General features: G+C 66.0%; 21 protein-coding genes. 3 read left to right on the top strand and 18 right to left on the bottom strand.

All coding sequences use genetic code 11. The annotated features are described in order from the left end of the window. Nucleotides 1-47 precede the first annotated feature (47 nt). The 3 genes from KCTC_RS13450 to KCTC_RS13440 are packed head-to-tail and all read right to left on the bottom strand — an operon-like array spanning nt 48 to nt 4728. Nucleotides 48-1226, bottom strand: a complete 1179-nt coding sequence (locus KCTC_RS13450) for a lipid-transfer protein (protein WP_125569729.1) — start codon at nt 1224-1226, stop codon at nt 48-50. After that, on the bottom strand, nt 1223-2614 hold the full coding sequence (locus KCTC_RS13445; protein WP_231998751.1) for an OB-fold domain-containing protein: 1392 nt from the start codon (nt 2612-2614) through the stop codon (nt 1223-1225). Before KCTC_RS13445 ends, KCTC_RS13450 begins: the two co-directional genes overlap by 4 nt. After that, nucleotides 2611-4728, bottom strand: coding sequence for an acyl-CoA dehydrogenase (locus tag KCTC_RS13440; protein ID WP_125569728.1), 2118 nt, complete (start codon nt 4726-4728; stop codon nt 2611-2613). The genes KCTC_RS13445 and KCTC_RS13440 overlap by 4 nt, the downstream gene beginning before the upstream one ends. 147 nt (nt 4729-4875) lie before the next feature. Between KCTC_RS13440 and KCTC_RS13435 the strand changes: the two genes are divergently transcribed. Continuing rightward, nucleotides 4876-5787 (top strand): alpha/beta fold hydrolase, encoded by a 912-nt coding sequence (locus KCTC_RS13435; protein WP_125569727.1) that lies wholly within the window; start codon nt 4876-4878, stop codon nt 5785-5787. A gap of 1 nt (nt 5788) precedes the next feature. Here KCTC_RS13435 and KCTC_RS13430 read toward each other — a convergent pair whose 3' ends face one another. After that, entirely contained in the window at nt 5789-7183 is a 1395-nt protein-coding gene (locus KCTC_RS13430) for a WS/DGAT/MGAT family O-acyltransferase (RefSeq protein ID WP_125569726.1), read from the bottom strand. Between the two features lie 67 nt (nt 7184-7250). Here KCTC_RS13430 and KCTC_RS13425 point away from each other — a divergent pair, with 67 nt between their 5' ends. Next, nucleotides 7251-8480 carry an alpha/beta hydrolase gene (locus KCTC_RS13425; RefSeq protein ID WP_125569725.1) on the top strand — a complete coding sequence of 410 codons (1230 nt, stop codon included), beginning with the start codon at nt 7251-7253 and terminating at the stop codon, nt 8478-8480. A 24-nt stretch (nt 8481-8504) separates the two neighbouring features. Here KCTC_RS13425 and KCTC_RS13420 read toward each other — a convergent pair whose 3' ends face one another. Further along, entirely contained in the window at nt 8505-10610 is a 2106-nt protein-coding gene (locus KCTC_RS13420; protein WP_125569724.1) for an acyl-CoA dehydrogenase family protein, read from the bottom strand. A gap of 120 nt (nt 10611-10730) precedes the next feature. Here KCTC_RS13420 and KCTC_RS13415 point away from each other — a divergent pair, with 120 nt between their 5' ends. Further along, the gene (locus KCTC_RS13415) at nt 10731-11342 is read left to right on the top strand and encodes a TetR family transcriptional regulator (RefSeq protein WP_125569723.1); all 612 of its coding nucleotides are present in this window, start codon (nt 10731-10733) and stop codon (nt 11340-11342) included. A 57-nt stretch (nt 11343-11399) separates the two neighbouring features. Here the strand turns inward: KCTC_RS13415 and KCTC_RS13410 are convergent, their stop codons facing one another. The 13 genes from KCTC_RS13410 to KCTC_RS13350 form a co-directional block, all read right to left on the bottom strand. Beyond that, nucleotides 11400-12155: an SDR family NAD(P)-dependent oxidoreductase gene (locus KCTC_RS13410; protein WP_125569722.1), complete on the bottom strand. Its 756-nt coding sequence runs from the start codon at nt 12153-12155 to the stop codon at nt 11400-11402. A 22-nt stretch (nt 12156-12177) separates the two neighbouring features. Further along, entirely contained in the window at nt 12178-13083 is a 906-nt protein-coding gene (locus KCTC_RS13405; protein ID WP_125569721.1) for a 3-oxoacyl-ACP reductase, read from the bottom strand. Beyond that, on the bottom strand, nt 13080-13292 hold the full coding sequence (locus KCTC_RS13400) for a ferredoxin (RefSeq protein WP_125569720.1): 213 nt from the start codon (nt 13290-13292) through the stop codon (nt 13080-13082). The genes KCTC_RS13405 and KCTC_RS13400 overlap by 4 nt, the downstream gene beginning before the upstream one ends. A gap of 98 nt (nt 13293-13390) precedes the next feature. Next, entirely contained in the window at nt 13391-14110 is a 720-nt protein-coding gene (locus KCTC_RS13395) for a zinc ribbon domain-containing protein (RefSeq protein WP_125569719.1), read from the bottom strand. After that, nucleotides 14092-14631, bottom strand: coding sequence for a hypothetical protein (locus KCTC_RS13390; protein WP_125569718.1), 540 nt, complete (start codon nt 14629-14631; stop codon nt 14092-14094). Before KCTC_RS13390 ends, KCTC_RS13395 begins: the two co-directional genes overlap by 19 nt. A gap of 14 nt (nt 14632-14645) precedes the next feature. Then, nucleotides 14646-15761, bottom strand: coding sequence for an MCE family protein (locus KCTC_RS13385; protein WP_125569717.1), 1116 nt, complete (start codon nt 15759-15761; stop codon nt 14646-14648). Next, on the bottom strand, nt 15758-17044 hold the full coding sequence (locus tag KCTC_RS13380) for an MCE family protein (RefSeq protein ID WP_125569716.1): 1287 nt from the start codon (nt 17042-17044) through the stop codon (nt 15758-15760). The genes KCTC_RS13385 and KCTC_RS13380 overlap by 4 nt, the downstream gene beginning before the upstream one ends. Further along, the gene (locus KCTC_RS13375) at nt 17041-18249 is read right to left on the bottom strand and encodes an MCE family protein (protein ID WP_125569715.1); all 1209 of its coding nucleotides are present in this window, start codon (nt 18247-18249) and stop codon (nt 17041-17043) included. The genes KCTC_RS13380 and KCTC_RS13375 overlap by 4 nt, the downstream gene beginning before the upstream one ends. Beyond that, nucleotides 18249-19265, bottom strand: a complete 1017-nt coding sequence (locus KCTC_RS13370) for an MCE family protein (protein WP_125569714.1) — start codon at nt 19263-19265, stop codon at nt 18249-18251. Before KCTC_RS13370 ends, KCTC_RS13375 begins: the two co-directional genes overlap by 1 nt. Beyond that, nucleotides 19265-20371 carry an MCE family protein gene (locus KCTC_RS13365; RefSeq protein WP_125569713.1) on the bottom strand — a complete coding sequence of 369 codons (1107 nt, stop codon included), beginning with the start codon at nt 20369-20371 and terminating at the stop codon, nt 19265-19267. The genes KCTC_RS13370 and KCTC_RS13365 overlap by 1 nt, the downstream gene beginning before the upstream one ends. Continuing rightward, nucleotides 20368-21537 carry an MCE family protein gene (locus KCTC_RS13360; RefSeq protein WP_125569712.1) on the bottom strand — a complete coding sequence of 390 codons (1170 nt, stop codon included), beginning with the start codon at nt 21535-21537 and terminating at the stop codon, nt 20368-20370. Before KCTC_RS13360 ends, KCTC_RS13365 begins: the two co-directional genes overlap by 4 nt. Next, nucleotides 21501-22340 carry an MlaE family ABC transporter permease gene (locus KCTC_RS13355; RefSeq protein ID WP_125569711.1) on the bottom strand — a complete coding sequence of 280 codons (840 nt, stop codon included), beginning with the start codon at nt 22338-22340 and terminating at the stop codon, nt 21501-21503. The genes KCTC_RS13360 and KCTC_RS13355 overlap by 37 nt, the downstream gene beginning before the upstream one ends. 5 nt (nt 22341-22345) lie before the next feature. Then, a complete protein-coding gene (locus tag KCTC_RS13350; protein WP_125569710.1) occupies nt 22346-23119 on the bottom strand; it encodes an MlaE family ABC transporter permease in 774 nt (257 codons plus the stop codon). Nucleotides 23120-23160: the final 41 nt, after the last annotated feature.

Raw genomic sequence — 23160 nt, 5'->3', positions numbered from 1 at the left:
TGCAGGCCCGAACCGTGAACGATCATCACGATTCGGGCCTGAAAACCTCACGGTTCGCGGGTGCCGAGGATCAGCCCACTGGTTGGCACACCCGTGCCGGCAGTGACGAGTACATGCTCGACCGCATCGACCTGATTCACCGAGGTCCCACGGCACTGGCGTACGCCCTCGGCAATGCCGTTCATGCCGTGGATGTACGCCTCCCCGAGCTGCCCGCCATGGGTGTTGATCGGCAGCCGCCCACCCAGTTCGATCGCGCCGTCGGCAATGAAGCCAGGAGCCTCACCGCGACCGCAGAAGCCGAGCTCCTCGAGCTGCATCAGCACATACGGCGTGAAGTGGTCGTACAACACCGCCGTCTGCATGTCCGCCGGCCCTAGGCCGGACTGTCGCCACAGTTCCCGCCCCACGACGCCGATCTCGGGCACCCCGATGTCATCGCGGTAGTAGGAGGTCATCACGAACTGATCGGCCGCGCTCCCCTGAGCGGCGGCGAGGATCGGTACGCCCCCCTGGGCGAGGTCGCGGGCGCGCTCGGTCGTCGTCACCACGATCGCGACCGCACCATCGGATTCCTGGCAGCAGTCAAGGAGTCGCAGCGGGTCGGCGATCAGTCGTGAGGCCTGGTGGTCCTCCAGCGTGATCGGCTTCCCGTGGAAGAACGCGGCCGGATTCGTCGCGGCGTGACGCCGGTCGGCAACCGCCACGCGCCCGAAGTCTTCCGAAGTCGCGCCGTACTCGTGCATGTAACGACGCGCCTGCATCGCGACCGTCGCGGCCGGGGTCGAGAGACCGTGCGGGTACGTCCAGGCGTTGTCGAGACCGTTGGTGTTGACCTGGGTCGCCGCCCAGCTCTGCACCTGCCCGAAGCGCTGACCCGACCGCTCGTTGAAGCCTCGGTACGCCACGACGACGTCGGCCACGCCGGTCGCCACCGCCATCGCGGCCTGCTGCACCGTGCCGCACGCCGCTCCGCCGCCGTAGTTGATCCGGCTGAAGAAGCGCAGGTCGCCCATGCCGAGCTCGCGGGCGAGCGCGATCTCCGAGGAGTTGTCCATCGTGAAGGTGACCAGACCGTCGACGTCGCTCGGCGCAAGGCCCGCGTCCGCCAGCGCCGCCAGGGTCGCCTCGGCAGACAACTGCAGCTCGGAGCGGCCGGACTCCTTGGAGAACTCGGTGGCCCCGATGCCTGCGATGGCCGCCACTCCGCTGAACCCGATGCTCATGCCTCTCCCCTGACCAGTGTCACGCGCGCATTCACGTGGTTGCCGAGCGACACCGCCCCGACCACGTCGACGACAACCTCGCGACCGTCGTCAGTGACCACGTCGCCTGTGAAGGTGAGCGTGTCGCCCGGGTACGCCGGCGCGCCGAGCCGCAGGGCGCAGGCAGTGATGCGTACGTCCGCCCCGAAACGCTCACGCGCCCATTCGCCGACGAACCGCTGCACCAGCCCCGTCGTACTCAGGATGTTGAGGAAGATGTCCTTCGATCCTCGCTTCACCGCGAGGTCGCGGTCATGGTGCACGTCCTGGAAGTCGCGGGTGGCGAGCGCGGTCGACACGACCAGCGTCGGGGTGATCGGCACCTCCCACGCCGGCAGGTCGTGGACGACCAGATCGGTGACAATCTCCGCATCTCGACCTGACAGTTGTCGGGTTTCGGCTGACATCTGTCGGGTTTCGGCGGAGGCGGCGGGCTCCCATGCGACGAGGGTGAGGTCGTCGTCGATGCGGTCGAAGACCGCGCGCACGCGCGTACCGATCTCGGGTGCTTCGTCCCCGAGGTGGACACCCACCATGCGTACGCCCTCGTCGAGATCGACCAGGACGATCCGCAACGGCAGGGCCCGGCCGGGGATCGCCGGCGCATGGTGGGTGATCTCGGAGAACACCGTTCCGAGACCGGAAGCGACCACGTAGCCGCGATCGGCGGCGTGGCACGACGGGCACATCGGACCCGGAGGGTGCCGCAGCACGCCGCAGGCGTTGCACTTCTGGATCCGCACCTCGCCGAGCGCGGCGCCCTCGAAGAAGAATTCGTTGTCGCGGTTGCGGACCGGGCGTACGGCCAAGGTCCGATCGATCTTCGGCGCGGCAGCGGCGGCCGTACCCGGCTTGAACTTGAGCACCCGGAACGTCATCGTCGCGACGGCCTCGTCGCCCACCCACCAGGTGTTCTCGGTGGTCACGAAGTAGCCGGTCCCGACCCCGGTCTGCTTGGGACCGACGACGGAGGTCAGCCGCGACGTGATCGCCGTGCGCTCACCGGGCAGCAGGAATCGCGCGTACGTCTGGTCACAGTTCGTCCCGAGCACCGAGGTGAACCCGGCCTTGTCCAGGATCTGCATCGTCCCGTGCAGCGGGTCGTGCGATGGGCGGTGCGGATCGAGCCCGTACATCGTCCAGACCTGCGCCATCGCGGGCGGCGCGACCGCGTCCGGTCCCGAGAAGCGGGGATCAGTTTCACCGATCGCCTCGAGCCAGTGGCGGATCATCGGCAGGTTGACCTCGTCCAGCGCCAGGCGCGGCTCGGTCGGCCCGCGCTCCAGCATCGGTGCGACCAGATCCATCACGTCGTCGTGCGGCGTGGTGTCCTGAGCGGTGCTGGTCATCGCGGCACCCGCGGCAGCTTCAGGCCGAACTGGGCGATCAGCTCACGCTGCACCTCGTTCACCCCTCCACCGAAGGTCAGCACGAGGTTGCGCTTCCCGAGGGCGTCGAGCAGTTCGATCAACTCGCCCGTGGCCTCGTCGGCCGGGTCTCCGTAGCGGCGTACGACATCGAGCAACTGCGGCCCCAGGACCTGTACCTGCTCGCTGGCGAACACCTTCGATGCCGAGGCATCGGCGACCGACAGGCCGCCGTTCGCCGCCTGCCGGGCGACCTCCCAGTTGAGGAGTTCGTTGACCCGGAAGGCCGCGGTCACCTCGCCGACCGCCCGGCGTACGTCCGTCTCGTCTGCGACGCCGGCCGCCTCGGCCCACGCGACCACGCGGTCACGCAGACCCTCGAGCCGGCCCGCCGGGCCGAGCATGACCCGCTCGTGGTTGAGCTGCGCGGTGATCAGTCGCCAGCCCTCGTTCTCGACGCCGACCAGGTTCTCGACCGGCACGCGTACGTCGTTGTAGTACGTCGCGTTGACGTGATGAGCACCGTCCGCAGTGATGATCGGCGTCCACGAGAACCCGGGGTCCGTCGTGTCGACGATCAGGATCGAGATCCCCTTGTGCTTGGGCGCGTCGGGGTCTGTACGCACCGCCAGCCAGATGTAGTCGGCGGCGTGGCCGCCGGTGGTGAACATCTTCTGACCGTTGACGACGTAGTGGTCGCCGTCGCGCCGTGCCGACGTACGCAGCGAGGCGAGATCGGTCCCGGCGTCCGGCTCGGAGTAGCCGATCGCGAAATGCACCTCGCCCGCGAGGATCGACGGCAGGAAGCGTGCCTTCTGCTCCTCGGTACCGAAGGTCTGCAGCGTCGGGCCGACGGTCTGCAGGGTCACCGACGGCAGCGGCACCTCTGCCCGGATCGCCTCGTTGGCGAAGATCGTCTGCTCGATGTCACCGAGGCCCTTGCCGCCGAACTTCGTGGGCCAGCCGACCCCCATCCAGCCATCCTCGCCGAGCTGGCGCACGACGGTCCGGTAGCTCGGTCCGTGACGGTTCACCATCATGTCCCGGTGCTGCTCCGGGGAGACCACTTGAGCGAAGTACGTACGCAACTCGGCCTTGAGGTCTCGCTGCTCAACGGTCAGTTCAAGATTGGCGACAGCGGCGTCGGCAACGCGTACGCCCTCCAGCGCACCCTCGGCTCCGCCGAGCGCGGCCGCCACGTCAGAGGCCCACGCGGAGTAGCGCGGCAGCGGGTAGGTGATGTCAAGACCCATGCCGCCGTGCAGGTGGTGACAGGTCTGGATCGCGGCACGTGCCTGCGAGGCCGCCCAGTACGCGGCGACTGCGAGGTCATCGGCAGCAGGCAAGCGATCGGTGAGGCGCCACACCAGGTTCTCGGCGGCGAGCCCCAGGGTCCGGGAGGCGATGAAGACATCAGCGATCTGCTGCGAGACGGCCTGGAACTCAGCGAGCTTGCGGCCGAACTGGACCCTCTCCGAGATGTAGCTCGCGGTCAGATCCCGTGCCCCGTCGACGAGCCCGGCAGCGATGCTGACCTGCCCGGCAGCCACCAGCTCCCGCAGTCGGCGCACTGCCTCGGCGTCACCGATGACGTCGGCGGCACCGTCCAGGACGACCGTGGCCTCGAGAGCCCCGCGCGAGGTCGCGCTCTCGACCCTCGTCACCGCCGCGTCCTCCACGAGCAGCAGAACCTCGCCGTCCGCGGACGTGGCGGGCACCAGCAACCAGTCGGCCCCGGCCACTCCGAGGATCTGCCCGCGGACCTTGCCGGACTCGTACGCCGGCGTGCTCGACCCGGCGCGAGTGCGTAGGCCCGGCGCCAACCGCGCCGTCCCCGCGGCGACGGAAGCGAGCAACTCGTGCTGACCGCCGATCTCGCTCAGCAGCAGGGCACAGCTCGCTGTCTCCAGGTACGGAACATCGACCGCAGCCGCTGCTCCGAGTTCGTACAACGCGGCTGCGACCTCGGTGACCCCGAGGTCCTCGCCGAACTCGAGCAACCCGGCGTCGGCGAAGGCCGACCACTCGACCTCGCGGGCGAGGACATCCTTGACCACCCCGCGTACGGCATCGGCCGTCTCACTGCGATCGAACATGGCCACCTCACTGCATCAGAACTATGTGCCGGAACCTATGTGCCGGACGTCACGAACACCACGTCACAAACAAAACTGGAACGTGTTCTAGTCTAGGGCACGGGAGCGAGCCATGACCACGACCCTGCAACCAAGGAGGCACGTCACGTGAGGTCGCCTGTGACAGCACTGGCCCAACTGTTGAAGTTGCCGGAGTTCGATCCGCCGGAGGGCCGTTGGCTCGATCTCCCACGCCGTGGTCGGGTCTGGCTCACCGACCTCCCCGGCCCCACGCCTGACGCCCGAACGGTAGTACTGCTGCACGCCGTCGGGTGCACCGGACTCCTCACCTGGTTCCCGGTGATCGAGGAACTCAACAAGCGCTATCGCGTCGTCATCTTCGACCAGCGTTGGCACGGTCGTGGGATCACGTCGGAGCGCTTCCTCATCTCCGACTGTGCTGACGACGCTGCCGCCGTCATCGACGCTCTCGAACTCGTCGACCCGATCGTGGCCGGCTTCTCGATGGGGTCGATCGTCGCCCAGCGGCTCTGGCGTCAGCACCCGGACGCCGTCGGCGGGCTGGTGCTGTGCGCGACGACCGATCACTTCCGCAACAACCTCCCGACGGTGCTCTTCCACGCGTACACCGAACTGGCGATGGGCATCCTGCACAGCGTGGCCCGCTCGAAGATGCTGCGCAGCGCGGCCAGCGCGGCGGCCGGAGCACTGCAGATCGAGCAGACCGACGTCGGCCAGTGGGCGCTCGCAGAATTCAAGAGTACGAGCCCGTGGGCGGTCGGACAGGCAGTCGCCTCGCTCGGGCGCTTCCACTCCACGCGCTGGCTCCCGTACGTCGACGTCCCGACGGCAGTCGTCGTGACCAGCGAGGACCACGTGCTTCCCGCGTCCGGCCAGCGCAAGGTCGCTGCTCTCATCCCGAACTCGACCGTCCACGAAGCACCGTGTGGTCACGCAGGATGCGTCCTTCAGGCGGAGGCCTTCATCCCGCAGTTCCTGCAGGCGGTCAACACGACGGCGGCACGCGTACGCGATCGGCAGCCGGCAGCGCGAGGCTGATTCAGCCGACGATCGCCTTGTGCATCGCCTCGAGCTCCTCGGGGAAGCTGTCGGCGAGGTCCCAGGCCCGGGGCATGAGCTCCTGGCAGGCGATGATTCCGACGTCCATGATCCCGTTGTTGCTCATCACGGTGATGTTGAGACCGGCGCCGTGGAAGATCGGTCCGAGCGGATAGAGCGCCTCGATCCGACCGCCCATGAAGTACAGCGGGACCGGCGGGCCCGGGACGTTGGAGATCACCAGGTTGTGGATCACCGGGCCGCGATCGGCGAGCCGGAAACTGGACACCGCCCGGGTCGCCAGGCCGAACACGCGCGGGGCAGCGAACTGAGCCCAGTCCTGCAGGGTGTCCGCCGGGATGGCCGCGTGGTGCTCCTTGGCGTTCACGTTGCTCTTGGCGATCTCCTGGATCCGCTCAGCCGGGTCCTCCAGGTCGGTGCGCAGACGGGTGAACAGCGAGGAGACCTTGTTGCTGCCGCCTCCCTCGGACTCGGAGCGGACCGACACCGGCACGGTCGCCAGCAACGAGGTGGTCGGGAGTTCGCCGCGCTCCTCGAGGTAGCGCCGCAGAGCGCCGCCGCTCACCGCCAGGACGACGTCGTTGACGGTCGCACCTTCGACGGCGTGGCGGATCTCCTTGATCTTGGCCAGGGACATCTTGGTGTACGCGATCGAACGGTGGCCGGTGATGTTTCCGTTGAAGGACGTACGCGGTGCCGTCAGCGGCGCAGCCATCGCCTTGCCCTCGCTGGCTCGGCGGGCGCTCGTCACCAGGATGGCGGCCGTCGGCGCGAGCATCTTCACGAAGTTGACCGGCTTGGCAAGCGTGTTGCCGACCGCGCGGGCGATCAGCTCACCGTCACCGGGCACCCTCATCGAAGCGCCCGCGGTCGCCCCGGGGTCCAGCGGCGGAGCGTCGGGCTCGAGGCTGCAGAGGTAGGAGATCATGTTGGCGCCGGACACGCCGTCGACCGAGGCGTGGTGCATCTTGGACATCACGGCCATGTGGCCGCTCTCCAGGCCCTCGATGACCCACATCTCCCACAGCGGCCGGGTGCGGTCCAGCGGCAGGCCGGCGATGTGGCCCGCCAGCTCGGACAGCTCGTCACGACCACCGGGAGCTGGAAGCGCGACGCGGTGGACCTGTCGCTCGATGTCGAAGTCGACATCCTCGACCCACACCGGGTGGTCCAGACGACCGGGCACGAACTTCAGCTTGCGGTGGAACATCGGGATCGGGCGTACGCGCCGACCCAACTCGGTCTTGAACGCCTCGAACGAATATCCACCGGGGATCGTCGTCGGGTCGATCACGATGAGGCCGCAGACATGCATCAACTGCGCGTTGTCCTCGAGGTAGAGGAAGCTGGCGTCGAGTCCACTGAGGCGATCCACGATCGAATCATAGAGTGAAATTAGAACGCGTTCCACTTGTTCGCTTCAGGGGTCGTACGCTCCTCCCATGAGCTCCACGTACCGGCTCCGCCAGCTCGGCCTGATCCTGCTCGGCGCCAATGCAGTTCGACCCATTCCTGGTAAGTACGCCTCGGTGCAGGCATTCTTCGCGGGCTGGCTCACGGCAGAGTTGGCGCCGCAGATCCTTGCCGCCTCGGTCGCGGACACAGCGGTCCAGGTCGCGTCCTCGAAGAGGCGTACGCGCTGGATCGACGCCGCCCTCGGCGCCGGTGCCGCCGGCGTACTGGGCTACCTGGTGCGGTCGGGGAGCCGGGTCCAGAGCATCGTCGAGGATGCGCTGGTCGAAGGCCTCGGCGAGGGGTACGACCCCACACCGAACGCCAGCATTCCGATCGCGGCGGTCGCGCGGCCGTTCAACTTCCGCGACGCCAAGGTCGAGTCGATCCGCAACATCGCGTACACCCAGGGTGGCCGGCGCGCACTGCTCGACATCTACCGTCCGCGCGACGTCGATCTGGACCGGGCCCCGGTGCTCATCCAGATCCATGGCGGCGGTTGGATGATCGGCCACAAGCAGCAGCAGGGGCTCCTGTTGATGAACATGATGGCCGAGCTCGGCTGGGTGTGCGTGTCGATCAACTACCGCCTGGCGCCCAAGCATGTCTGGCCCGCACAGATCGTCGATGTGAAGAAGGCGATCGCCTGGATACGCGCCAACATCGCGACGTACGGCGGCGACCCGGACTACCTCGTCCTGACCGGCGGCAGCGCCGGCGGTCACCTCTCCTCCCTCGCTGCCCTCACCGAAGCCCCTCAGTTCCAGCCGGGCTTCGAGGATGCGGACACCTCGGTGGCCGGCTGTGTGCCCTTCTACGGCGTGTACGACATGGCCGGCCTCAACGGGAGCAAGGGCACTCTGATGATGCGCGACGAGTTCCTCGGCCCGATGATCTTCAAGAAGGATCCGAAGACGCATCTCGACGACTTCATCGAGGCCTCGCCGCTGGCGCACGTACGCGTTGACGCACCGGACTTCTTCGTCCTCCACGGAGCCAACGACTCACTCGTCGAGGTCACGCAGGCCCGCGCCTTCGTCAAGGCCCTGCGGGAGGTGAGCACGTCGACCGTGACCTACGCCGAACTCCCCGGCGCCCAGCACGCGTTCGAGATCTTCTCCTCGGTGCGCAGCCAGTACGCCCTGCGAGCTGTCACCCGGTGGCTCGAGTGGCACCGGGCGACCTGGCTGGCCGGCCGTGTGGTTGAGCGGGCGTCATAGCCCCCGCTCAACCACACGCGCCGATCAGCGCGGGAGCCCGAGAATCCGCTCGGCGGCCACGTTCCGCAGGATCTGCGTGGTGCCGCCGGCGATCGACAGACACCGCGTCAGCAGCATCTCGTGGACGTCGGCGACCACCTGAGGATCGTCGGTCAGTGCGGCCGGCCCGAGCAGGTCGACGACCAGTTCGGAGGCCGTCTGTCGGACGTGGACCGTGAGGAGTTTCGCAACGCTCGACTCCGCACCCGGTCCTTGTCCGGCGAGTGAGCGCAGCGTGGTGCGTACATCCAGAAGCGAACCGACCGTCGACAGCGCGACCATCCGCCCGACCCGGGCCAGGTCAGCGTCAGAGCCGGATGCGACCAGCTCGATCGCTCGCTCGACGCTCAGCCCGAGCTTGGTGCTCGCCATCGCGACGCGTTCGTTGGCCAGCGTTGTGCGGGCCAACCGCCATCCGCCGTCGACCTCCCCCACGACGAGCTCATCGGGTACGAAGACGTCGTTGAGGAACACCTCGTTGAACAACGCGTCTCCGGTCAACTCCCGGAGTGGACGGACATCGAGTCCTGCGGATCGCATGTCGACCAGGAAGTAGGTGATCCCGGCATGCTGCGGTGCGTCCGGGTTCGTCCGTGCGAGGCAGATCGCCCAGTCGGCCTGCTGCGCCAGCGACGTCCAGACCTTCTGGCCGGTCAGCGACCAGCCGCCCTCGACCCGGACCGCCTTCGTACGCAACGAGGCCAGGTCCGACCCGGCTCCCGGTTCGCTGAACAGCTGGCACCAGACGATGTCTCCGGAGAGGGTCGGGCGTACGAACTTCGCGCGCTGCGCGTCAGTGCCGTGCGCCAGGATCGTCGGCACTGCCCAGCCACCGATCTTGATGTCGGGCAGGGTCACCCCTGCGGCGGCCAGTTCCTGGTCGATGACGATCTGCTCGACCGGGCCGGCATTGCGCCCGTACGGAGCGGGCCAGTGCGGCGCGATCAGACCCGAGTCGACCAACGCGTGGCGACGACAGAAGTCCGGCGCCATGGCAGCGGTGCCGACCACCGCACGGATCTCGGCGCGTACGGCCTCGTCCTGACCGTCGAGGTCAATGTCGACGGCCCGGCGGACCCCACCGACGGCACGCTGGGCCAACGATCGCGCGAAGCTGTCGCCCGAGCCGACGATCGCTCGCAGTGCAGTCGCGCGCCGCAGATAGAAGTGAGCCTCGTGCTCAAAGGTGAACCCGATGCCGCCGAGCACCTGGATGCAGTCCTGGGCAACCCGGACAGCCCCGTCGAACGCGATTGTCCCGGCGACATCGGCGGCGTACGCCGACTGTTCCGGACCGCTCGTCGCGGCCGCAGCGACGTCCCAGGCGGCAGCATTGACAGCCTCGCTCGTCTCCAGCATCTGCGCACAGAGCTGCTTGATCGCCTGGAACTTCCCGATCGGCTGCCCGAACTGCTCACGGATCCCGGCGTACTCAACTGCGATCTTCAGACAGCGTCGGGCGACGCCAGCCGCCTCGGCCGCGGCAAAGGAGACCAGCACCCGCCGCACGTCCGCACCAGAGGCTGACAGTTCGTGGACGTCTGCCAGCGGAGCGTCAACAGTGACCGATCCGGTCCGCCGGGTCAGATCCAGGCCGACCGACGCTTGCACGGTGACACCTGCTGCCGGCACCGCGAACCACCGCTCGCCAGCGCCAAGGAGGAACCAGTCGGCTCCAGGAGCATCGAGTACCACCGACACCGTCCCGGTCAGCCGCTCGGCCATCTCGAGCGACGCCACCAGGCCGACGGCCGCACGTCCACCGGTTGCAAGCGTCGCCATCACTGGAGCGATGTCACCGGCGACCACACCGGTCACCGAGGTCGAGAGGACCGGGCCCGGGAGCAGTTCCTCCGCTGCCGAGGACACAGCCACCGCAGCGTCCAGAAGAGACCCTCCGCCGCCGCCCGCACCCTCCGGCGCAGCGATCAAGGCAAGGCCGTGGGCGGCCACGTGCTTCCACACGTCGCCAAAGGTCGCTTCGACGTCCGCCTCAGCACCGCGGACGGCGTCGAGCCCGGCCAGACTCTGCGCCCAGTCGACGACCGAAGCAGCCAGGTCCTGATGATCAGGGGTGACACCGATCGACACCGGAACCTCCAAAACTAGAACGTGTTTCACTTATCGTAACGGAGGCCACAGCGAGAACGTGTTCCACTTTGTGGCAAAAGTTGGCTAGCCTGATCCGACAGACTCACCTGGAGGGGCCCCATGAGTGTGAACGCCACAGTGCCGGAGGAAGCTGCCGGCAGCGTCGCGCAGCGTGAGCGGCGCGCCCGGATCCTCGACGCAACCGTCGAACTCGCATCCGAGGGCGGCTTCGATGCCGTCCAGATGCGTACCGTCGCCGACTCTGCAGGCGTTGCGCTCGGCACGCTCTACCGCTACTTCCCCTCGAAGATCCACCTGCTCGTCTCGGCCCTGAGCCGCGAGTTCGACCAGGTCGAGGAGATCTCGCGTACGCACCAGGTCCCCGGCGACACCCCGTACGGTCGAGTGATGTTCGTGCTCGAGCGCACCACCCAGAACCTTCAGGTCCGGGCGAACCTCACCGAGGCCCTCGTACGCGCCTTCATGTTCGCCGACTCCACGGCGCAGACCGAGATCCACGAAGTCGGCATCAAACTGACCTCGCTCTTCGCCCGCACGATGACCGGCGAGCTCGATCACGAGCCGACCCAGGAGGAAGCCGATGTCATCCGCGTCATCGCGGATGTCTGGCTCGCCTCACTGGTCAGCTGGGTGACCGGTCGCAGCGGCGCCGATGACGTGCTCCGGTCGATGGAGACCGCCGTCAGGCTGCTGCTCGTCGGCAAGGACTGACGACAACGGCCCACCGCGGAGGGAGTGTGCGGTAGGCCGTTGGGTCCGTCTGCAGGCTCAGCCGCCGAAGGAGTGCGTCGCTGTCGCGCCACCATCCACGGCGATCTCCGCGCCAGTGGTGTACGCGCTCTCGTCGCTTGCCAGATAAACGTACAACGGCGCGACGTCCGACGGCAGCCCCACGCGCTTCAGCGCCACCTTGGAGGCGCCGAACTCCATCGCCAGATCGCCACCGTGCTCACGGGTCATCCCGGTGTCGATCATGCCCGGGTGTACCGAGTTGACCCGGATGCCGAAGCTGCCGAGCTCCATCGCGGCCACCTTGGTCATGCCGCGGATCGCGAACTTGGTCGCGGAGTACGCGACGAGGTGGCCCATGCCGCCCAGGCCCTCGATCGACGACGCATTGACGATCGATCCGCCGCCCGCCTGCTTCATCGACGGAATGACCGCCTTCATGCCCAGGAAGGTACCGAGCTGGTTGACCCGGAAGACCTGCTCGTACAACTCGACCGACGTCTCGGTGATGGCGCCGAATCGCAGGATGCCAGCGTTGTTGACGAGCACGTTCGGCGCACCGAAAGCTGCCGTGGCGGCCTCGACCAACGCGGTCCAGGAGTCCTCGGAGCTGACGTCGTGCTTGACGAAGATCGCGTCGGCGCCGAGCTCGGCGGCGAGCGCCTCGCCGGGCTCGACAGCCACATCGGCGATGACGACCTTGGCGCCTTCGGCGACGAACGATCGTACGATCGCGGCGCCCTGGCCCTGCGCGCCGCCGGTGACGATGGCGACCTTGTTCTGGAGACGAGTCATGGTGATTTCCTTGTGATCGGGGTCAGACGGTCAGACGCATGACGGAGTCAGCGGAGAAGCTGAGTCCGGGGTCCCGATCGGCGAAGAATCCGCCGATCTGGTGGTCGAGGTCGGCAAGGTCCCAGGCGTCGCCGGCTGCGTCGAAACGCTGCTCGACGACCGGCGGCGCCAGCAGCGCCACCATGCCGCCGTACACGACGAAGCACTGGCCGTTGATCGAGTCCGCGGCCGGCGAAGCCAAGTACGCCACGAGTGGTGCGACGTGGTCGGGCGAGTAGGGGTCGACCGCCTTGCCCGAGGTGTCGTCGCCGAAGACCTGGGCGGTCATGGCCGTACGCGCCCGCGGGCAGATCGCATTGGCGCGTACGCCGCTGGAGGCCAGGCCACGTGCTGCCGACAGTGTGAGCGCCATGATTCCGGCCTTGGCTGCGGCATAGTTCGCCTGACCCGGAGACCCGGAGAGGAACGCCTCGGACGCGGTGTTGATGAGTCGGCCGTAGACCGGCGCACCCGTCTCCTTGCTGAGCCCGCGCCAGTACGCGGCGGCGTTACGGGTGAGCAGGAAGTGTCCCCGCAGGTGGACGCGCAGCACCGCGTCGAACTCTTCGTCGGACAGGTTGAAGATCATCCGGTCACGGGTGAAGCCGGCATTGTTGACGACGATGTCGAGCGAGCCGAGCTCATCGACGGCCGCAGCCACCAGAGCGTCAGCAGTACTGCGCTCCCCCACGTCGCCGGCCACGATCACGGCGCGGCGGCCGAGGGCGCTGATCTCGGCGGCCGCCTCGTCCGCGCGCCCTTCGAGGTCATTGAGTACGACGTCTGCGCCTGCCGCAGCAAGAGCCAGAGCCTCGGCGCGGCCGAGCCCTGCGCCCGCGCCAGTGACAACCGCGACCCGACCGGTCAGCGGCAGAGTTGCGTCGGTCATGCGGTCTCGTCCAGCACGGTGTCACTCAACGACAACGCGGCGCGTGGGCACGCAGCGACTGCGCGGCGTACGGACGCGGCGTCGGCTTCACCGATGTCGTGAGTGGCGATCAGCAGGTTGTCGTCGTCGTCGAGATCGAAGATCTGTGGAGCCATGCCGACGCACAAGGCGTTCGACTCACAGAGGTCGTAATCAACAGACAGCTTCATGAAGTCGCCCCGATCAGTGCGCGCAGTACTAGAGATGTTCAGGTAGAACGTGTTCTAGTTTAGCGACTCTGGTGGCCGCCTGCCAGTACTTGGAGGGGTCAGAAGATGACGTTCATGTCATCAACCAACCAGTTGCCGCCACGGTCCACCAGCGTGACGTTCAAGCGATAGGCCACGACGCTGTTCGACGACGTGTTCTTCGCCGTCGTCGAGACGACGATCAGCACGAACACGTGGGCGGTGTCCTTGGTCATGGAGGTGACGCCGTCGGCAGCAACCTTGGATGTCTGCTTCGCACCACCAGCAGCAAGGGTCTTCCACTGTGCTGCGGTCACCTGGCCTGAATACTTCGCAGCCATCTTCGCCGTCATCAACGTCTCGGCGGCGGCGTTGTCCTTCTCATGCGTCACCGCTGTGACGGTGTACGCCTTGATGGACGCCTCGGAGGCACGGCTCAGGACGGCGTCGCGAACACTCGATGCGGTCTGCTGCTTGTTGCTCGCAACCGTCGAGTTCCGCTCGGCAAAGAACGCCAACGCTCCGACGGCAAGCACCACGACCAGCAGGACGGCGAGGACCACCGACACCCACTGCGGCGCCGACCACGACCGCGGAGACAGACTGGCTCGCTTCGAACTGGCGGTGCCCGTCGCCGCCGCAGGAGACTCTTCCAACGCCTCTGGCTCCGCAGGCTCCGGAAGCACTGCAGGCTGGGGAAGCTCCGTACCGCACCCGGGGCACCAGCGCGCCTTTGCCGATACGCGGGCCTGGCATTCAGGGCAGCGCAGCCGTACGCCGATCATGCGACGGGTCCCCACTTCGAGATCTTCCATCCCCCGGGCGTGAGCACGACATCAACCTCGAGGACGTACGGCGAGCAGAGCGTCTGGGCTGGACAGTTCGACGTCGCCGCAACCTTCTTCAAGGAGGGGCTCGTCTCGTTCTCGTGGGCCATCACGAAGGCCTTGGCGGTCGTCGCCTTGAGGTCATTGATGGCAACCGCGTCCACTCCGCCGGTTGCGATGATCTTCGCGGCGTAGATCCTCGCTTTTGAGGTTTCGATCTGCGAGTTGACGAAGTCGATGAAATCACCCGAAACGCTGCGGGTGACCGAAGCTGCCCACGTGTCGAGGTGCCGGTAGTCAGGGCTGAACAGCGCAGTGATCTCGTCACTGACGACGCTCTTCACTGCGTCGATCCGGCCCTGCTCGGCGTCTCCCTTGGCCGTCACGCCAACCGCCTTGGTGCCGACTGTGACGATCAGGATCAGCATCGTCAGCGCGAGCGCGACGGCCACCAGGAGGACCAGATTCATCCGGGTCCGTAAAGCTTGAAGCATGGGAACGTTCTACCTCACCGCGGGGTCAGGTTGACGCCACGCTGCAGCAACGCGTCGGAACCGGTGTAATTGGGTTGCGCCTTCGGGTCGTCACAGCGAGCCGGGAACAGCGGCAGGTCACTGGTGTTGAGCGGGCTCGGCCAGGGGTGCGGCAGATACCCGGCGCCCGAACACACTCCAAGCGTGTAGGAGAACTGCATGTTGAGGTGCCCGTAGCCGTCGCCGGGCGTACCGGTGAATCCGGTGGCGATGACCGGGGGCAAGACCACCAACGTCTGCTCGAGAGCCGGCAGATGGGCTGAGACCACCTGGTTGAGCGGGATGAGATTGGCCAGGAAACTCGGTACGACGGCACTCAGGTCATTGACGAGTCCGTCGGCTTCCCTGATCGCCGGCCCGCCGTTCGCAAGGACCGTCCGAAGGTTGGTGTCCGACACACTCAGTGCGCCGGTGAACTTCGCCAGCCCTGCGGCAAAGTTCGCGATGTCGGAGGCGTGCGCCGCCTGCGTCTTCAGCACGGTGGTGCTCGAGTTGATCAGGTCGATCGTGGCCTGCTCGTGAGCGGCGGCCGTGTTGATGAACTTGCTGCCTGAGTCGACCATCTGTCCGAGCGAGTCCGCATTGCCCTTGAACATCTTGCCCAATTCGCTGACGGTCGTCTGCAGGCTCCCGATCGGCACGGAGCGTACGAATCCGTCGATGTCGAGGAGCAGCTGGTCCGTCGTTTCCGGGATGCTGGCTCCCGTGCCGGAGAACACGTGGCCCGCCGTTGCGTACGGACCCGACGCGCTGGTGGGGCTGAAGTTGAGGTACTGCTCCCCCACCGCGGTGAGGTCTGCCACCGACAGTGCCGACGACAGCGGGATGTCCGCATTCTTGTCGACCCGGATCGTGACACGCACGCCAGTCGAGGTCAGGCTCATGTCCGTGACCTTGCCGACCTTGACGCCGCGATTGTCGACCTCGCTGCCGATGTAAAGCCCCCCGGACCGCGGCAGATCGACGTACATCGACACCTGGCGCCCGAACAGCACGTTGAAGGCACCGAGATAGTTCGCCGCGACGAAGACGATGCCGGTGGCCGCGAGGATCACGAAGGCAAACAGCCGAATGCGCAAACCGGTACTCACAACAGGCCTCCCAACCCAGTGCCCGGCCCCAGGAGTCCGCCCAACGGACCCTTGGGTGACAACAGACCAGACGTCACGGGGCCGAGGAGGCCGTCAAGGGGATTGACGGGAGCCGTCGTGGGCTTCTTTCCTCCGGTCACGCTCGAACCCAACTTCGCCGCCGTCGGCGAACAGAACAGCGTCAGACCCGTGACGGTGCACAACGCCGCCATCAACGGGGCACAACTGCCGTTCGAGTAGACCGAGCACAACTGGCCCACGTTCGGCAGGCCCGTATCGCCGCCGTGCAGAGACCCGCTGAGCGCCTTGTTGAGGTCGAAGTCCATGTGGAACAACGCGTTCGAGTAGTCGCCCTTGGCCAAGGTCGCCGCTTCCTTCGGGAAGGGGAACGTCGCCAGCATGACCAAGCCCTGCGGCAGCGACTTTCCGGCGTCAGCCAGCCCCTTCAAGGTAGGACCGAGTTCCTTCAGGTCGGCAACAATGTTGGCCCGACTCTGGCTGATCACGTTCGTGCCGACCCTGCCGAGCCTGTCCAGAGCAGTCAGCATGGTCATCAGGTCCTGATGCTGCTGGTTGAGCACCTTCAGTGCAGGTCCGAACGAATCCAACGCGCTCGCAACGACGCCATGCTCCTTGTTGAGCGTCCTGGTCAACTTGTTGACCTCCGACAGTGCCTCGATGATGTTCGCGCGCTGGCCATTGAGCGATGTCACCAGCACGTCGAGGCTGCTGAGCACGCTGCGCACATCGCCCTGTCGGCCGTCCATTGCCTTGTTGAGCTCGGTGCTGATCGTCTTCAACTGCTGGACCCCACCACCGCTGAGGATGCTCGAGAGCGCCCCGAGTACTTCCTCGACCTCCGGGTTGCGGGACGTCTGAGCCAGCGGGATGGTCGCACCATCGGCGAGGCGACCGACCGATGCCGTGCCCGTCGGCGGGTCCAGTTCGATGAACTTCTCACCCAACAGGCTGGTCTGGCGTACGTCGGCGATCGCATTGGCCGGCAGGACGACGTCCTTGCGGATCGTCATGTCGACCTCGGCGTTCCAACCGAGCCGGGTGACGGAGTCGACCTGCCCGATCGGGACGTCGTTCGCCATCACGTGGGTGTACGGCACCACGTCAACGACGTCACTGAAGATCGCCTTGACGTGATAGCCATCGCCCGAGCCGACAACCTTGCCGGGCAGCGGGAGGTCGTACGCGCCGTGGAACTGGCAGCCGGTCAGTGCGACCATGCCCGCCACCGCAGCGACAACTCCTCGAATCAATCGTGTCGTCATCCCAACAACCCCTTCAGCGCAGGGTCGAGGATGCCCGCGAGACCAGCCGACGGTGCTTGGGGGAAACTCTTCGACGTGGTGGAGGACGGGTTCACCCCATGGTTGGTGCCGCCCGGCAGGAGTGCGCGTAGCAGGTCGCAGGCGGTGCCAGGGTTGGGCATCCCGGCAGAGGTGATGACGCCACAGAGCAGGTTGCCGACGTCGGTCCCCTCGGGGCCCAGCTGCAGTCGGATCCCCTCGGTGCCGGTCACGCTGTCGTAGGCCTCGGTGAGGTTGTTCAACCCCAACGGGGCCAACTGCAGGATCTGGCCCAACGTCTTCCGCTGATCGCCAAGAGCCTTCACCGTGGTGGTCAACTGCTGGATGTCGCCCTTGAGCGCAGCGCGGTTGTCGTGGACGAACGACTGGACGGTGCCCAGCGCGTCAGCGATCGCCGCCAACGCCTGCTGCAGATTCTGACTCTCCCCGCCGAGCTCGGTCGAGACCCCCGCAAGCCGAGTCAGGAAGGTGCTGACCAGTGCGTCGTTGTTGCGCAACGTCGTGCTGAGCGACGACAGGCCATCGACGGTCGAGAACAATTGCGGCGAGTTGTCCCCGAGCACCCTGACCGCGCCACTGAGATTCCTCAGCATGTCGTTACCGAGGACACCGTTGCCCTTCAGCGCCTTCGCGCTGGCGTTGAGCAGTTCGGACAGCGCGCCGGTCTTGTTGGCCTCAGATGGCCCCAAGGTCTTGCTGAGCTGCGACAAGCTCTTGTAGACGTCGTCGATCTCGAGGGGCTGGTGGCTCCGCGACGCCGGGATGTCCCCGCTGTCGGCGACGGAACTCGACGAATCACACGTCCAGCACCAGTTCTCGCCCTTCGCCGCCGTCAACTGGACGAATCGGTCCGCCACCAGGGTCGGAGCGACGATCGATGCGCTCACATCAGCCGGCAGGTGATACTTCGCGTCGTAGGTCATGTCGACCCGCACAGTGGCACCCTCGGGCACGATGGCTGTCACCTGACCGACCGTGATGCCCATGATGTCGACACTGCTGCCGGCATAGACGCTGATGGCCTGTGAGAAGTGCGCGCTGACCGTACGCGTCTTCGGTCCCGACGTGAACCAGAACGCACCGATGATGAGCAGCACGATGACGGCCGCGGCGATGAGTCGCTGGCGGAGAGTGGTGGCCCGGACACGGGCGAGATCAAGTGCCATCAGTACGTCCTCACACCAGGCACGAATTCACCGGTCGCCAGTCCAGGCAGGTTCGGAACGTACGCGTCGAACCACGGGCCCGTGCCGATCACGTTCTCCAGGATGGATGCGTACGGGCCGTAGTACTTGATCGTGTCGCTGAGTTGCTGCTTGCGCGCGTTCAGGAACGTCAACGCGGTGTTCAACTGCTTCAACGCATCCCCGATCTGTGCCTGGTTGTCGGTGGCAACTCCCTTGAGTTGCACCGCCAGACGCCGGGTCGACGTCAGCAGGTCGTCGATCGCCTGTCGCCGGTTGAGCAGTTCCTGGAACACGAGGTCGCTGCTCTTCATCAGCGCCAGGAGGTCGCCCTTGCGAGAGTTGAGCAGGTTGGAGACCGACTGCGCGTGGTTCAGCAGTTGCCCGATCTCGGTGTTGCGCGACGAGATCACCGACGAGAGCCTGGACAGACCAGCGAACGACCCCTTGACGTTCGGAGCAGCGCCGTTGATCGTCGTCGCCAAGGTCGACAGTGCCTTCGAGAGGTTCGCCTGGTTGATCTTCCCGGTCGTGTTGGTGAGATCGGTCAGAGCTCCGACGATGTCGTAGCCAGCCGTGGTGCGACAGTCCTTCGGCTGGGTCGCCGTCGCATCCGGGCGTGGGCAGGTAATCGTCCCGCCGTCCGACATCGTGTCGTCACCGATCGGGGTGAGCTTGAGGTACTTCTCGCCCAGCAGATTGAGCACCTCGACCGAGGCTGTCGACATCTTCCCGAATTTCTGGCCGTGCACGTCGAAGTCAACCCGGATATGGGTGCCTTCGATCGACATGCCGTCGACGCGACCGACTCGAATACCGGCGATCTCGACCTGATCGCCGACCTTCAACCCGCTCGCATCCTTGAACTCCGCGTGGTACGTGGTGCCGGCGAAGAAGGGGAACTTCTGCAGGGTGAATGCCGCGAGCATCGCCAACGCCAGCACGCCGATCGCGAGACCGCCATACCAGGTCAGGTGCTTGTCCGTACGTCTTGCCATCAGTTCGCACACCTCGGTTGCGTGCTGTACACGTTCAGGTATTTGTTGATCTGTGCCTGAATCTGGTTGAGCGCCGAATTCGCCTGCGCCGCCACCGGGCCGAGGTTCAGCAGGGTGCCCAACTGCGGCAGGATCACCCGACCCGTGAAGTCACACAGGTAGTAGTTGTACCAAGATCCGAAGGTCCCGATCCTTGCCTGCCGGCGCAACGTCGTCGGCAACTGCTTGAGTGCCGCGTCGAGTGCTGCCTGGGCCGACGGCTGGTTGAGGATCGTCATCACCCGACGCAGTTGGGCGATGTCCTCCTTGGTGAACGGACGGGCCTGGGTGAGCAGGTCAGCGAGTTCCTGTGTGAGTGTCGAGATGTTCTGGATCGAGTCACCGATCTGGACACGGTCGTTGGACAGGTGACCCATCCACTGCTCAAGGCCCGTCAGGAGATCGGACAACTGCTGGTGGCGGCTGTCGATCGTGGCCAAGGTGCCGCCAAGGTTGGTGATGACCTCGTTGATCAACTGATCGCGATCAGCCAGTGAGTTCGTCAACGACGCAGTCTTGGCGAGCAGGTCAGAAACGTTGCCGCTCTCCCCCTGGAGCACCTGGATGAGGTTCATCGACAGGTCGTTGACGTCCTTCGGCGTGAGCGCCTGGAAGAGCGGCTGGAATCCGTTGAAAAGCGCGGTGAGGTCGAGCGCCGGCGTGGTCTGGGTGGCCGGGATCGTGTCGCCGGGGTTCAGCATCTGCGTGGACGCCTCACCTTGACTCAACGCGAGATAACGGTCGCCGACGATGTTGAGGAACCGGATCTCCGCGCCACTGTTCTTGGTCAACTGCAGACCGGAGGTGACATCGAAGGAGACGATCGCCTCGTTGCGGTTGTAGATCTCCACCCCGGTGACCGTGCCGACCGAGACGCCCGCGACCCGGACGTCATCGCCCGACTTGAGTTCACTCGCGGTGGTGAAGATCGCCTTGTAGCCGTGCTGCGACCCCACCGTCAGGTGGCCCATGATGACGGCCAACAGGCCGGTGACGAGCAGAGAGACGACCACGAAGATCCCGAGCTTGATCGCGGCGCTGACCGTCCGGACGTTACGCGTACTCACGGGTGCCTCGCATGCGATACGCCGTCGTTGATCCGCAGGTGCGGCTGACCCGGGCCTTCCTTGGGGTACGGCAGGCCATAGCACCACGGTCCGTGGCCGACGTCGCCGTAAACCGGGCGTTCTGACGACGTGAATGCCGTCTGCTGCGTGCCGCTCAGGAGCATGGTCTGGCTGACCCGACTGTGCTCGAAGATCTGGTTCAGACGTGGTGAGTACCGGTCCAGGCCCTGCAACAAACACGTGTACTCGGGCGAGTACACGTCGAGCAGCGACAGCAATGGGTGCGCGACCGCAGCCTCGGTGATGAGACTCTGTCCGTTGGCGTTGAGGAATGAGGTGCCGTCGTTCGACAGCGTCGTGAGGTCGTTGAACAAGGTATCCAGTTGACCGCTCTGCTGGGCGACTGTGGTGGCCGTCGTGGTCGCGTTCCTCAGGATGTTGACCAGATCCGGCGCGGCGAGGCCGTAGACCTTCGCTACCTTTGCCAGCTGCGCCAGGTCAGCCTCCATCGTGGGGAGGTGCGGGTTGAACGTGGCGAGATAGGAGTTCAGGTTGCTCAGCGTTTGCCCGATCTCGTCACCGCGCCCCAGAAGCGCCGAGGAGATCGCATGCAGGGTGACATCCAGGTCGGACGGCTTGATCGATTTCAACAGCGGGAAGAGATTGGCCAGCACGCTCTCGAGTTCGACGCTCGTGGTGACCCGGCTCGCCGGGATGACGGCACCGTCGGCAATCGCACTGTCGCGTACGCCGACGGGGTCGACGAACTGCACGTACTTCTGCCCGAACAGCGTGGTCGGGACGATCTTGACCGAAACGTTCGACGGGATCCCGGAGGTGAACTTCGGATCCAGCGCCAACTTGATGACGGCCTCCGAGCCGTCGTCGGTGACGCTGCGGATCTGACCGACGATCACACCGTGCATGCGTACGTCGCCGAACTTCGGCAACTGCAGACCGGCCCGGCTCGCAAGCACGGTCACATCGGTGGAGGACACGAAGACCTTGTCGTAGATGGCGATCGACAAGGCGATCAGGAGGCCCATCGCGGTCAGGAAGGCGACGCCAGCGACCTGCAATCGGCGATGCTCCGCCTTGGTGTCATGAATGATGTTGCTCAGCATCGCCGCTACCCAGTGATCCTGACCGTGGTCGTTGAGGCCCACATGGCGAAGCTGATGAAGAAGTCGGCCACCACGATGGTGACGATCGAGGTACGGATGGCGCGGCCCACCGCCCGACCGACACCTGCCGGCCCGCCCGAGGCGGTGTACCCGTAGTAGCAGTGGATCAGGACGACCGCGATCGCCAGGATGATCAACTTGAGGAACGACTTCAGGATGTCACCGGGCGGCAGGAACGCCAGGAAGTAGTGGTCATAGGTGCCCGCCGACTGGTGATAGATCTGGGTCACGATGAGCCGAGGCGCCAGATAGGACGAGCACAGCGCCACGATGTAGAGCGGGATCACCGCGATGAACGCGGCGATCATCCGGCTCGTGACCAAGAACGGCAGCGACGGGATGCCCATCACCTCAAGTGCGTCGATCTCCTCCGAGATCCGCATCGCTCCCAGCCGGGCGGTGTAACCGCAGCCCACCGTCGCAGCGAGCGCGATCGACGCGATCAGCGGAGCGACCTCACGCGTGTTGAAGTACGCCGAGATGAAGGCACTGAACTTCGCGACACCGATCTGGCTGAGCGAGGCGTACCCCTGGATGCCGACCTCGGTGCCCGCGAAGAACGCCATGAAGGCGATGACGCCGGCCGACCCGGTGATCACCGCGAGACCGCCGACGCCGAAGGTGATGTCCCCGACCGTGGCCCACACCTCACGGCGGTGACGACTCATCGTCCTCGGTACGGCCGCCAAGGCCTTGACGTAGAACAGGAACTGATCGCCGTACTCCTCGAGGCGACCCTTCTGTCCGTCGACGAATTCGGTGCCGAGTTCCCGCACGATACCCATGTCGATCACAGCCCGTTCTGGGGGACGAGTTGGAAGTAGACGGCGGTGATGATCGAGTTCAGCAGGAACAGCAGCATGAACGCGAGGATGACCGTCTGGTTCACGGCCTTGCCGACCCCGCTCGGGCCGCCTGCGGCATTCAGGCCCTTGTACGCGCCGACGATCGCCGCCAGGAAGCCGAAGACGCCCGCCTTGACCATCGCGATGTAGAGGTCTGGCAACGATGCCAACGCGGTGAACGATGACAGGAAGGCGCCTGCCGAACCGCCGGAGATGATGACCGTGAAGAAGTAGCCGCCGGCGATACCCGCGGCGATCACGATTCCATTGATCATCATTGCGACGAACAACGTGGCAAGGACGCGTGGGGTTACGAGGCGGACCACCGGGTCGATGCCGAGCACCTCAAGCGCATCGATCTCCTCGCGGATCTTGCGCGCACCGAGGTCGGCACAGATGGCAGAACCTGCGGCACCAGCGATGATGAGCGCCGCCGCGATCGGGGCGGCTTCGCGTACTGTCGCCAGCACAGCGGTTGCACCAGCGAACGACTGGGCACCGAGCTGACCGGTCAACTGGCCCACCTGGAGCGAGATCACGGCGCCGAACGGGATCGACACGAGGATCGTCGGCATGAGCGTCACGCTGGTGATGAACCACGCCTGCTCGATGAACTCTCGGCCCTGGAACCTCGTGGTGAAGGTGGCTTTGATGACGTCAACCGTCATGGCAGCGATCTCACCCGGTCCGCGGAGCATGGCGGCAACACTCAACGCCATGTAGTAACCCCCAACCGCTTGTGACCAGATTCAACCGTGTG

It is taken from the genome of Nocardioides baekrokdamisoli (genome assembly GCF_003945325.1).
GTDB lineage: Bacteria > Actinomycetota > Actinomycetes > Propionibacteriales > Nocardioidaceae > Nocardioides > Nocardioides baekrokdamisoli.
This window is presented reverse-complemented; position numbering and strand designations above follow the sequence as displayed.

Excerpts from the sequence above, each read along its gene's own strand:
- KCTC_RS13450 (WP_125569729.1), bottom strand. The coding sequence starts at position 1,226 with ATGAGCATCGGGTTCAGCGGAGTGGCGGCCATCGCAGGCATCGGGGCC.
- KCTC_RS13445 (WP_231998751.1), bottom strand. The coding sequence starts at position 2,614 with ATGACCAGCACCGCTCAGGACACCACGCCGCACGACGACGTGATGGAT.
- KCTC_RS13440 (WP_125569728.1), bottom strand. The coding sequence starts at position 4,728 with ATGTTCGATCGCAGTGAGACGGCCGATGCCGTACGCGGGGTGGTCAAG.
- KCTC_RS13425 (WP_125569725.1), top strand. The coding sequence starts at position 7,251 with ATGAGCTCCACGTACCGGCTCCGCCAGCTCGGCCTGATCCTGCTCGGC.
- KCTC_RS13415 (WP_125569723.1), top strand. The coding sequence starts at position 10,731 with ATGAGTGTGAACGCCACAGTGCCGGAGGAAGCTGCCGGCAGCGTCGCG.
- KCTC_RS13410 (WP_125569722.1), bottom strand. The coding sequence starts at position 12,155 with ATGACTCGTCTCCAGAACAAGGTCGCCATCGTCACCGGCGGCGCGCAG.
- KCTC_RS13405 (WP_125569721.1), bottom strand. The coding sequence starts at position 13,083 with ATGACCGACGCAACTCTGCCGCTGACCGGTCGGGTCGCGGTTGTCACT.
- KCTC_RS13400 (WP_125569720.1), bottom strand. The coding sequence starts at position 13,292 with ATGAAGCTGTCTGTTGATTACGACCTCTGTGAGTCGAACGCCTTGTGC.
- KCTC_RS13390 (WP_125569718.1), bottom strand. The coding sequence starts at position 14,631 with ATGCTTCAAGCTTTACGGACCCGGATGAATCTGGTCCTCCTGGTGGCC.
- KCTC_RS13380 (WP_125569716.1), bottom strand. The coding sequence starts at position 17,044 with ATGACGACACGATTGATTCGAGGAGTTGTCGCTGCGGTGGCGGGCATG.
- KCTC_RS13375 (WP_125569715.1), bottom strand. The coding sequence starts at position 18,249 with ATGGCACTTGATCTCGCCCGTGTCCGGGCCACCACTCTCCGCCAGCGA.
- KCTC_RS13370 (WP_125569714.1), bottom strand. The coding sequence starts at position 19,265 with ATGGCAAGACGTACGGACAAGCACCTGACCTGGTATGGCGGTCTCGCG.
- KCTC_RS13355 (WP_125569711.1), bottom strand. The coding sequence starts at position 22,340 with ATGGGTATCGTGCGGGAACTCGGCACCGAATTCGTCGACGGACAGAAG.
- KCTC_RS13350 (WP_125569710.1), bottom strand. The coding sequence starts at position 23,119 with ATGGCGTTGAGTGTTGCCGCCATGCTCCGCGGACCGGGTGAGATCGCT.